This is a genomic window from Azospirillum sp. P4_B5, assembly GCF_056402275.1.
The window spans coordinates 19,529-30,306 of sequence record NZ_JBFUHT010000063.1 but is presented as its reverse complement, the minus strand read 5'-3'; the positions used below and the strand labels follow the sequence as shown (position 1 = coordinate 30,306).

General features: G+C 68.8%; 8 protein-coding genes. 5 read left to right on the top strand and 3 right to left on the bottom strand.

Annotated features, from left to right (window positions below; translation table 11 throughout):
• Positions 1-2,636: beta strand repeat-containing protein (locus AC1DVI_RS29525; protein WP_476960995.1), on the top strand; the 2,636-nt coding region annotated here is incomplete at its 5' end.
• Positions 2,637-2,682: 46 nt separating this feature from the next.
• Complete coding sequence (locus tag AC1DVI_RS29520) at positions 2,683-3,408, top strand: SapC family protein (protein WP_476960994.1); 726 nt, start codon at positions 2,683-2,685, stop codon at positions 3,406-3,408.
• Between the two features lie 86 nt (positions 3,409-3,494).
• On the opposite strand, the gene AC1DVI_RS29515 is transcribed toward AC1DVI_RS29520, so the two are convergent.
• Positions 3,495-4,214, bottom strand: a complete 720-nt coding sequence (locus AC1DVI_RS29515) for a hypothetical protein (protein ID WP_476960993.1) — start codon at positions 4,212-4,214, stop codon at positions 3,495-3,497.
• A gap of 164 nt (positions 4,215-4,378) precedes the next feature.
• On the bottom strand, positions 4,379-4,750 hold the full coding sequence (locus AC1DVI_RS29510) for a hypothetical protein (protein WP_476960992.1): 372 nt from the start codon (positions 4,748-4,750) through the stop codon (positions 4,379-4,381).
• A 332-nt stretch (positions 4,751-5,082) separates the two neighbouring features.
• On the opposite strand from AC1DVI_RS29510, the gene AC1DVI_RS29505 reads away from it, so the two are divergent.
• Entirely contained in the window at positions 5,083-6,537 is a 1,455-nt protein-coding gene (locus AC1DVI_RS29505; RefSeq protein ID WP_476960991.1) for a TrkH family potassium uptake protein, read from the top strand.
• On the opposite strand, the gene AC1DVI_RS29500 is transcribed toward AC1DVI_RS29505, so the two are convergent.
• Positions 6,512-8,143, bottom strand: a complete 1,632-nt coding sequence (locus AC1DVI_RS29500; RefSeq protein WP_476960990.1) for a lysylphosphatidylglycerol synthase domain-containing protein — start codon at positions 8,141-8,143, stop codon at positions 6,512-6,514. The genes AC1DVI_RS29505 and AC1DVI_RS29500 overlap by 26 nt on opposite strands.
• A gap of 107 nt (positions 8,144-8,250) precedes the next feature.
• On the opposite strand from AC1DVI_RS29500, the gene AC1DVI_RS29495 reads away from it, so the two are divergent.
• Together AC1DVI_RS29495 and AC1DVI_RS29490 are read left to right on the top strand one after the other, a co-directional pair.
• Entirely contained in the window at positions 8,251-8,490 is a 240-nt protein-coding gene (locus AC1DVI_RS29495) for a hypothetical protein (RefSeq protein ID WP_476960989.1), read from the top strand.
• Between the two features lie 129 nt (positions 8,491-8,619).
• Entirely contained in the window at positions 8,620-10,608 is a 1,989-nt protein-coding gene (locus AC1DVI_RS29490) for a BCCT family transporter (protein WP_476960988.1), read from the top strand.
• Positions 10,609-10,778 lie beyond the last annotated feature (170 nt).

The window sequence follows — 10,778 nt, the reverse complement described above, 5'->3', positions numbered from 1 at the left end:
GCGGTGCGGTGACCTTCAACGGCACCGTGAACGGCGCCCAGGCGCTGACCGTCAACGGCAGCGGCGCCACGCAGTTCAACGCCGCGGTGGGCGGCACGACCGCGCTCGCCAGCCTGACCACCGACGCCGACGGCACCACCAGCCTGAAGTCGGTGACGACCAGCGGCGCCCAGACCTACAACGACGTGGTGACCCTGGACGGCGCCTATCGGGCCGGCACGGTCTTCACGGCGGCGAAGGCGGCGACCCTGGGCGGTGACAGCCGCATCACCGGCGACGGCGGGATCGTCTTCGCTTCCACCCTCGACGGCGGACGGGCGCTGACGCTGGCGAGCGGCAGCGGCGACATCCGGCTCGGCGGCGCGGTCGGCGGCACCAGCCGTCTGGGGGCGCTGACGGTCGACGGCGGCGGCACCACCACCGTCGCCGGCGCGGTAAAGGCGGCCTCGCTGGCCACCGACGCCACCGGGATCACCATCCTGAACGGCGGCAGCGTCGACACCACCGGGGCTCAGAGCTACGCCGACGCGGTGACGCTGGGGACCGATACCGTCCTGACCGGCACCCAGGTGTCGCTGTCCGGCAGCATCGACGCGGCGGAGGCGGGCCGTCAGAGCCTGACCATCGCCGGCAACGCGGCGCTCGCCGGCACCCTCGGCACCCGGCAGGCTCTGGCCGCGCTGACGGTCGGCGGCGAGACGCTGCTGAGCGGCGCCACGGCGGTCACCAGCGGGGCGCAGACCTACGGCGGCGCGGTCCGTCTGGCCGGCGGCCCGTCGGCCCTGGCCGGCACCGGTGTCACCTTCGCCGGGGCGCTGGACGGAGGGCAGGCCCTGACCGTCAGCAGCGGAACCGCCGACGCCGTCTTCGCCGGCACGGTCGGTGGGACCGAGCGTCTGGGCGCCCTGGCGGTGAACAGCGCCGGCCAGACCCGCTTCGCCCAGTCGGTCCGCGCGGCCTCGGTCATCACCGACGCGGCTGGCACCCTCGCCCTGAACGGCGGCTCCGTCGACACCACCGGGACCCAGACCTACGGGGAGCGGGCGGTGCTGGGGACCGACACCCGCCTGACCGGCAGCACCGTCGTGCTGGCCGGCGGGCTGGACGCCGCCACCCGCGGCGGGCAGGGGCTGACCATCGCCGGCAACGCCGTCATCAACGGCCTCGTCGGCGGCACGCAGGCGCTGAGCCGCCTGTCGGTGACCGGCCTCGCCGCCCTGAACGGCGGCGCGGTGACCACCGTGGCGGAGCAGAGCTACGACGGCGCGGTGACGCTGGGGGCCGACACCGTCCTGACGGGCGGGACCGTCTCCCTGCTGAACGGCGGCAACGCCGCCAACGCCGGGGCGCAGGGGCTGACGGTCGAGGGCGACGCCGTCCTGGCCGGGGTATTCGGCGAGACCGGCGCCCTGCGGCAGATCGCCGTCAGCGGCGGCACCCGCCTGGACGGCGCCACCGTCACCACCACCGGGGCGCAGCGCTTCGGCGGTGCCCTGACGGTGGCCGGCGCCAGCGCGCTGACCAGCACCGGCGGCGACCTCGTGTTCGGCGGGGCCGTCGACAGCGCCAACCGCTCCGCACTGGCGCTGACCGGCGCGACCATCCGGGTGGCGGGCGACATCGGCGCGTCGGGCCTGATGGGCGACGTCACGGTCCGCAGCTCGGGCGGCGTCTTCTACGACGGCGCGGTGACCGTGCGCTCGCTGACCCAGACGGCGGGCGGCGAGAGCCGCTTCGCCAAGGCGTTGACCGCCACCGGAACGGACGGCCTCCGCGTGACCGGCGCCGGCTTTACCTTCGGCGCGGCGGTGAACAGCGCGGGCTCGCTGGCCGTCGTCACGACGGACGGGTCCGGCACGGTGACCTTCGGGCGTGATGCCACGGTTGTCACGGAGGGGGGCTTTACCCAATCCGGTGGATCGGGCATTGTTCTGCCGGCCAGCATTACGGCCAAGAACGGCCCGATCACGCTGGGCGCCGTGGCATCCCTTCCGGACGGCCAGGCGTCCATCGCGGCGGGCGGCCCCATCACCATGGCGGGGCTTCAGGGCAAGGCCACCATGCTGACCATGGCGTCCGACGGCGGGGCGCTGCTCATCGGACAGGAGATCGGGACCGCCTTGCAGAAGATCGACGTGCTGAGCCTGACCGTTCCCAAGGCCGGTTCCGCCCGGATGTTCGGCACCGTGGCCGGCAAGACGGACGCGTTGGCCGCCAGCGCGATCGACAGCCCGCTGCGGGCCGCCCCGTACTTCATCAACAACACCCCCTGGGGTCCGACGCAGCAGGTCAGCCGGGTCGCCGCCACCGTGGTGGTGGTTGTTCCGGTTCCCAGCACCCCCGGCGTCACCAGCCTGTTCACCGGCACGGTGACCCGATCCGGCCTCACGCCGAACACTCTGGCCGCCTACGCCGCGCCGCAGGTTCTGTCCCTGGCCGGCACGACCCCGTCGCTGACCGGTGCCGGGGCTCAGCCGGAGGTTCTGTCCACCCGCTCCGGGGCTGATGGTTCGGGAAATGGGGCTGGAACCACCCCGTCCACCACCCGCGCCGGCGCACAGCCGGAGGTCCTGACCACCGGTCCCGCACCGTCCGCCACCGGCAACCAGCAGACGGAGAAGGAGGAGGCGCGCTGAGGCGCGCCTTTCCCCCGGCAGACTTTTACCCTTTGGATAGCGAACGATGACCGAACCGACCCTGCCCCTGTTCTACAAGAACCCCCGCCCGCTGGTAGCCGCTCGTGACGCCGATCTGTCGCTGCGGACCGAGCCGAACTTCACCTTCGCGGCCGCCACCAACTCGGTGCCGCTGATGGCGGCGGAGTTCGCCGCGGCCTGCAAGCAGTTCCCGATCCTGTTCTCGGAAGGCCCGGTGGTCCAGCCGGTGGCGCTGCTTGGGCTGCGCTCGGGCGAGAACCTTTTCGTCGACGGGAACGGTGCGTGGGAGGAGGGGGCCTACATTCCCGCCTACGTCCGCCGCTACCCGTTCATCTTCCTGGAGAGCGAGGACAAGTCCCAGCTCACCCTGTGCATCGACGAGGCGGCGGACGCCGTCGTTCCGGGCCGGGACAATCCCTTCTTCGTGGACGGACAGCCCTCCGCCCTGACCAACAACGCCCTGGAGTTCGTCAAGGAAGTCCAGGCCCAGAGCGCCTTCACCACGCAGTTCGTCGAGGCGGTGACCGCCGCCGGCCTGATGTCGGAGAAGCGTGCCGACATCACCCTGAACAACGGTGAGCGGTTGAGCCTCGCCGGCTTCAACGTGATCGACGAGACGGCCTTCAACCAGCTTCCCGCCGAGACGCTGGTGGAGTGGCGCGACCGCGGCTGGCTGGGGCTGGTCTACGCCCACCTGATCTCGGTCAGCAGCTGGTCGGGTCTGGTCGACCGGCTTGCACGCCGGGGCTGATCCGGTTCGGCCTGCCGGAAACGGAAAGGGCGGCGCCATGACGGCGCCGCCCTTTTTTCTTTCTGGATCGGCGGAAGGGCCGGCGCTTAGAAACCCTTTTCGATCTTGAAGACGTCCGGCTCGTTCGGCTTCTCGATGTAGGAGAGCTGGAGCGACGGCGGCAGGGCAGGGGTGTCGTCCGAGGGCTTCGGCGGGACCGCGAGGGTCAGCAGGCTCATCCGCCCCTGGCTGTCAGTGCCGCGGAAGACCACCACCTGCGATCCGTCGCCGACCGGCGCGTTGAGCAGCATCCCTTCCTGTCGGTAGCCCTGCGCCACGAAGTAGTTGCGCAGCGCGTTGGCCGCGCCGACCAGGGCGTTGGGGTCGACCTTCGGATTGACGGCGCCACCCCACAGGATGTTCACCTGGAACAGCTTCTGCGTCGAATGGCCGAGGATGTAGGCGACGACCGCCGGACCGGCGCCGGTCTGAAGATCGTCGACCTTCACGATCAGGCTGGTGGTCCGCTCCGTCGCGTTGGTCTCGCGGCGGATGTCCTTGCCCTCGATCTTGAAGTCCTTGGTGATGGCCTTCGCAACCTCGTCAGCGGTCATGCCGAAGCGCGCGGACCGGAAGCCGGTGACCTTCGCGGCGGGGGCCGTCTCGGCCGCGCCGTTGGGCGCGGTGGCCGGAGCGGTTTGGGCCGCGGGAGCGGGGTTGCGTTCCGTGGTTGCGGCGTGGGCCGCGCCGGCGAGGGCGCCCGCCAGGGTTCCGGCCAGGGCAAGGGCGGCAAAGGACAGCCCCAGGGCCGGTCGGTGAAACGGCATAATGGAAACTCCACAGGACATCGAAGCCATTCGGTCGGCAGATCAAGGCAATCGCAGCCGCAAGCCCCTCTTCCGGATGGGGGCGATGGGCCAGATGCGGTTACTTCGAACGACAGTTTAGCAAAATCCGTTCCTGCCCCGGGGGTGAATTTGTCGTCTGGCCCTTATGTCCTTTTTCCGACGCGGAAGGCACCAGCGAAGTTCTGGACCTTGTCCGACGACACCGAGAGCAGCGCCTTTGTGATCGCCGCTGGACGCCGCGCTTGTGCGACGGCGATCTCCGTCACGAGGCGCTCCAGCGCCGGGGTCGCGCTGCGGTAGCGGATGCGATGGCCCCCGTCCGTATCGATCAATCCAGCCTGCTGAAGATTCTCCAAGACTTCCTGGAGGATGAGCGTGCTGCTGCGCGATTCGCGAATGAGTTCGTCCGAATTCCATCCCTGACCTGGATCACGCCGTAAAATCAGCAGGATCTCCAGAGTCCACACCGTCTTGATCGAATGCCGAAGAAAGATCAGGGCATCGTCCGAAAGCACGCCGCCAGTCCATTGTCTGTTCCAGTTTCCTGCGGGTCCCGGCCATCCGGGAAGGCTCGACGATTTGAGCCGTACGTCGGGGCGGAGTGTGCACAGGATGTCCCCGGCCGTCCAGTCCCACGCCCCTCTTTGCGAAGGCGCATCCGGCCCGATTCCAGACATCTTTCGGGGTAGTGGCGCACTCACCGGGCTGATCCGCGGCTTTGGTCCGCTCCAAACAGGCTGTATGGGGTAACCCATTGGGAAAATCGCCCTACGGCGCGCTTCGGGCATGCCGAAGCGTCGCAATCGTGACAACTTAGGCCGCAATTCCGATCGGCTATGGCCTGTGCATGACTGGTTTCGACACCCGCCCCGTCTTCTTCATCATCGGCGCGCTTCTCAGCGTCCTGGCCGTCGCGATGCTGCTGCCAATGACCGTCGATCTGGCAGCCGGCAATCCGGACTGGATGGTCTTCGCCATCGCCTGCGCCCTGACGCTGTTCTTCGGCGTCCAGTTCATGCTGGCCAACCGCATGGACCGGATCGCGCTGAACGTTCGCCAAGCTTTTTTGCTGACCGCCCTGTCCTGGGTGGTCATCTGTGCCTTCGCCGCCGTGCCCTTCATGGTGTCGCAGATCGACCTGACGGCGGCCGACGCCTATTTCGAGGCGATGTCGTCGTTGACCGCCACCGGGGCCACGGTGATCTCCGGGCTGGACGGGCTGGCGCCGGGGCTGCTGCTGTGGCGGTCGCTGCTGCAATGGCTGGGCGGCATCGGCATCATCGGCATGGCCATCGCCATCCTGCCTTTCCTTCAGGTCGGTGGCATGCAGCTCTTCCGCTCGGAATCCTCCGACCGGTCGGACAAAGTGACGCCGCGGGCCAGCGACCTCGCCATCGCGGTGGGCTGGATCTACCTGTCCCTGACCGCGGTCTGCACAGTGATGCTCTCCTATGCGGGGATGTCCTGGTTCGACGCCGTCAACCACGCGATGACCGCCGTGTCCACCGGCGGCTTTTCCACCCGCGACGCGTCCATCGCCAGCTGGAACAGCCCGGCCATCGAGTGGGTCCTGGTGGTCTTCATGGTGCTGGGCGGCATGCCCTTCGTCCGCTTCATCAGCCTTGCCCAGGGGCGGGCGGCCAGCTTCTGGGCGGACACGCAGATCCGCTGGTACCTCGGCTTTCTCGCCACGGTGTCCTTCGGCATGTCGGTCTGGCTGACTGTGACGCGGGACGTGCCGTGGGACGACGCCATCCGCGTGACCACCTTCAACGTCGTCTCGGTGGTCACCACCACGGGCTACGCGTCCATCGACTATGAGCGGTGGGGGCCGTTGGCGTCGGTGGTCTTCTTCATCCTGACCTTCGTCGGCGGCTGCACCGGATCGACCTCGGGTGGGCTGAAGATCTTCCGGTTCGAGATCCTGTTCATCGTGCTGCGCGCGCTGCAACGCCGTCTCTACAGCCCCAACCTGGTGATTCCGCTCAACTACAACGGCAAGCCGGTCAGCGCCGACGTGATGATCTCGGTGATGGGCTTCGGCTTCGTCTATCTGATGTCGGTGTTCGTTCTGGCCTTCGTCCTGGCCTTCCTCGGGGTGGACGTGGTGTCCGCGCTGTCGGGAGCGGCGACCGCGGTCAGCAACGTCGGCCCCGGCCTCGGCCCGACCATCGGACCCTCCGGGAATTTCGCCACGCTGCCGGACGGGGCGAAATGGGCGCTGGCCGCCGGCATGCTGCTGGGGCGGCTGGAGTTCTTCACCATCCTGGTCGTGCTCAGTCCGTCCTTCTGGCGGCGCTGAGGGGGCCGGGGGGCTTCTCCTCCCGCTCCTCCGGGTCGCGGCTGGCCGCCGACACCAGATGGACCAGGGCGGTGCCGAGCGCGATGACCCCGACCGCCACCGACGCCCGCAGGAAGCGGGACGCGTCGCCGTGCAGGGTGAAATGCCACCACAGCTCGTCGCTGAAGGCAATGTGCTTGTACGAGAACAGGCCCAGCCAGAAGGCGCTGGCCAGCGCCACGCCGGTCGCGATGAACCAGCTCGGCGTCAGAGGGTTGCGCAGGATGTTGCCGCGGCGGTGGAACTCCTTGCGGGCCGGCAGCAGCGCCAGGAAGATCAGCCCAGGCACGATGGCCTCCGGCCAGTCGCCGCCCTTCAACAGGGCCGAGACGCAGCCGGTCGCCAGCAGCACCAGCGACAGCACCCAGGCGGCGTGCAGCCGCCGCTGCACCGCGTGGGCCAGCAGGATCAGCAGCACCCCGGCGACGCTGCCGGTGAAGTGCGACATCTCCACCAGCGGCAGCGCCGTGGCGTCGAAGGGGGCGGGCAGCGTTTCCTCCGGCGTGGCGCGGGAGAACAGCAGAAAGGCTCCCGTGATGAAGATGCAGGCGGCCAGCACCAGCGGCACCGCCGGGCTGACGGCGGCGGAGATGCCCCGCGACAGGCCGCCGATGCGGCGCCGGGCCTGGAAGGCCTCGACCCCGCCGAACATCAGCCCGGCGATCACCAGCGGCGCCAGATAATAGATCAGGCGGAAGACCAGCAGCCCCGCCATCACATCGTTGCCGGGCATGGCCGGAGTCAGGCTGACCAGGACGATGGCGTCGAACACGCCCAGCCCCCCCGGCACGTGGCTGATGATGCCGGCGACCAGCGCCAGCCCGAAGGCGACCAGAACGTCGGCGTAGCTCACCGCGTCGCTCGGCGGCAGGCAGAGATAGAGGACCAGCGCCGCCAGCGACAGGTCGCACAGCCCCAGCAGGAGTTGCCGAACCGCGATGGACGGGCGGGGGAAGGCGATGGCATGCCCGAACACCCGCATCGGCCGGCGCAGCCAGAAGCCGCCCACCGCGTAGGCCACCAGCACCGCGAGCGCCGCCAGCCCCAGAAGCGTGGCGCTGCCCGGCGGGACATGCAGCGCCTTCAGCGCCGTGGGATCGATCAACATGACCACCGGCATCACCGTCGCCAGCCCGAGCATGAAGGTGGTGACGACGAACAGCGTCACCTGCGCCACCTCCACCCCGCCCAGCCCATGCGGGGCGTAGAGGCGGTAGCGCACGGTCGCCCCGATGATGCTGGCGAAGCCCAGGCTGTGGCTGAAGGCGTAGCTGGTGAAGGCGGTGAAGGCCACCCAGCGGTAGGGCAGAGGCCGCCGCAGATGGCGCAGGGCCAGCAGGTCGTAGAGCGTCAGCAGCCAGTAACTGACCGCCGCCGCCGCCGAGGCGGCGAGAAGCTGCACGCCGGTGATGCGGTTCAGCGCCTGCCGGATGTCGGCGACGCTGTACTGCTCCAGCCAGCGGTTCAAGATGACCAGCGCCCCGGCCAGCAGGGCCAGGATGAGCACCCCCGTGCCGTAGCGCAGGAGCCGCTGGGTCCAGGTCGGGGGGCTTTCGGTGTGGGCCATGGCTGACAGGATCGCTCCGGGCGCCTAGGATGACGGGGCTTCGGACAAGAACAACACCGCTCAACGAAAAAGCGCATGGCCGGGCAGGGCTCTTCGGGAGGCAATGGATGCATCTTGTGCTTTATCTCGCCACCGGCCTGTCGGGGACCAACACGTTGATCCTGCTGCTCGCCTATCTCTGGGACAGCTCGGTGACGCTGTTCGGCGGCGCCACGGGCTACGGCCTGCGGCCGGACGGCGTGTCCTTCACCTTGTCGCTGTTCACCACGGTGCTGCTGGCCTGGTACGCGCTGGTTCTGCGGCGGCGTCTGCGGTTGGAGCGGCGAAGGGACGAGCGTTCGGCGTGACCAGCCACGGCGCCGGTCGCCGGTAGCATGAGCGCGGCTTTTTTGAAACTCCGGCCGGGTTGATCGGTTGTTTGGGCAAAGACGCCGCGCCTCGGATTCGGGTGCGCTGCCCGAAGCCGGAGAAAAACCATGCACGGGATCAACAAAACAGTCTCCTTCACCGCAGGGGGGCTGATTCTTCTGTTCGTCCTTCTCGCCAGCATTTTCACCGAACCCTTCGGGGCGCGCGTCTCGGCCCTGCAAGCGGCCATCGTCGGCAACTTCGGCTGGTTCTACATTCTGACCGTTGCGGGCTTCCTTTTGTTCGCTTTTTGGTTGTTCTTCTGCCCCTACGGGTCGATCAAGCTCGGCAAGGACGACGACGAGCCGGAATTCAGCTACCTGACCTGGTTCGCCATGCTGTTCAGCGCCGGCATGGGCATCGGCCTGCTGTTCTACGGCGTGGCGGAGCCGGTGCTGCATTTCGCCAACCCGCGCGTCGGGGAGGCGGGAACTCCCGACGCGGCGCGGGAGGCGATGAATCTGGCCTTCCTGCATTGGGGGCTGCACGCCTGGGGCATCTACATCACGGTCGGCCTGTCGCTGGGCTATTTCGCCTACCGGCACGACCTGCCCCTGACCATCCGGTCGGCGCTCTACCCGCTGCTGGGTGACCGGCTGCGCGGCTGGCCCGGCCATCTGGTGGACATCGTGGCGATCGTCGGCACGCTGTTCGGCATCGCCACCTCGCTCGGGCTGGGGGTCATGCAGATCAACGCCGGACTCGATTATCTCGGGTTGGTCAGCGTGGGGACGGTGCAGCAGATGGTGCTGATCGCCGTCATCACCGCGGTCGCCACCGTCTCGGCAGTCAGCGGCGTCGGGCGGGGCATCCGCAGGCTCAGCGAACTGAACATGCTGGCCGGTCTTCTTCTGCTGCTGTTCGTCTTTCTGCTCGGCCCATCGGTGTTCCTGCTGTCCACGCTGGTGGAGAGCATCGGGCGCTATCTGTGGACCTTGCCCTACACCAGCTTTCGCACGCTGCCCTACACCGGGGCGGAGTGGCAGGCGAGCTGGACGATGTTCTACTGGGGCTGGTGGATTTCCTGGGCGCCCTTCGTCGGCATGTTCATCGCGCGGGTGTCGCGCGGCCGCACGATCCGCGAATTCATCGGCGGCGTGCTGTTCGCCCCGGTGGCGCTGACCTTCGTGTGGTTCACCGTGTTCGGCGAGACGGCGATCCACATCGACATGTTCGAAGGCGGCGGCATGGCGGCGGCGGTCCAGAACAACGTGCCAACGGCCCTGTTCGTCATGCTCGACCGCCTCCCGCTTAGCGTGATCACCTCAGCCATCGCGACCTTGATGGTCATCACCTTCTTCGTCACCTCCGCCGATTCCGGCGCCCTGGTGATCGACATCATCGGGTCCGGCGGCAACCAGGACCCGCCCATCGCCACGCGCATCTTCTGGGCGGTGCTGTGCGGCGTGGTGGCGGCGGTGCTGCTTCTGGTCGGCGGGTTGCAGGCGCTTCAGACGGCGGCGGTGACCACGGCGCTGCCCTTCGCGGTGGTCATGGTGCTGATGTGCGTCGGGCTGGTGACCAGCCTGCGGGCGGAGCGCCGGGCGGGACCGGACCGGCAGGTGGCGCGGGTGCCCACCGCGTCGGAGGGCGGCGCGCCGGTGCAGCCGGTGGGCGACGCCGACTGGCGCCAGCAGCTGGCCGCCGTGGTCGGGCGCAAGGCGGCCATCACGGAGGCGGCCCCGCCCGGCGCCGTCGTGGTGCGGCGTGAGGTCGCCCGCTTCATCACCGAGACGGTCGAGCCGGCCTTCCGCGACATCGCGGCGGAACTGGAGCGACTCGGCCGCCGCGCCGTCATCGAGGTGGGACCCTTCAACGCCGGGTTGGCCGTCCTGCGCGACGGGCAGGAGGAGTTCAGCTACGACATCCGCGCGCGGGCCTACCACCCATTGACTTTCGCCTTTCCCGAGCTGAAGGCGGCTGATGAACAGTGGCAGATGCGCGTCGAGGTGATCTTGCGCGGTGGCTTGCACAAACAATTGTTGCCGGCTCTCGCCGGGCGGGAAGCAATCGTCCGCGACTTCGTGCAGGAGTATGGAAAATGGCGGGGTTGGTGAAAGAGCGCGGCGTCTCGCGGTAGCAGGAGAAGATTGCCTCGAATTATGCTAGAAAGCTGTTCGGTGCATTCTTCGTGCCGAGGCGGCGGCGATCACCATGGGTCAACAGGCGGATCAGAACCAGTCCGGGGTCGGCGCCCCCGGCGGGGAGTCGTGCGCGTCGGCAGGCC

Bases quoted from the DNA above. Each gene is read 5' to 3' on its own strand.
- AC1DVI_RS29505 (WP_476960991.1), top strand. From the start codon at position 5,083: ATGACTGGTTTCGACACCCGCCCCGTCTTCTTCATCATCGGCGCGCTT.
- AC1DVI_RS29490 (WP_476960988.1), top strand. From the start codon at position 8,620: ATGCACGGGATCAACAAAACAGTCTCCTTCACCGCAGGGGGGCTGATT.
- AC1DVI_RS29495 (WP_476960989.1), top strand. From the start codon at position 8,251: ATGCATCTTGTGCTTTATCTCGCCACCGGCCTGTCGGGGACCAACACG.
- AC1DVI_RS29500 (WP_476960990.1), bottom strand. From the start codon at position 8,143: ATGGCCCACACCGAAAGCCCCCCGACCTGGACCCAGCGGCTCCTGCGC.
- AC1DVI_RS29520 (WP_476960994.1), top strand. From the start codon at position 2,683: ATGACCGAACCGACCCTGCCCCTGTTCTACAAGAACCCCCGCCCGCTG.
- AC1DVI_RS29515 (WP_476960993.1), bottom strand. From the start codon at position 4,214: ATGCCGTTTCACCGACCGGCCCTGGGGCTGTCCTTTGCCGCCCTTGCC.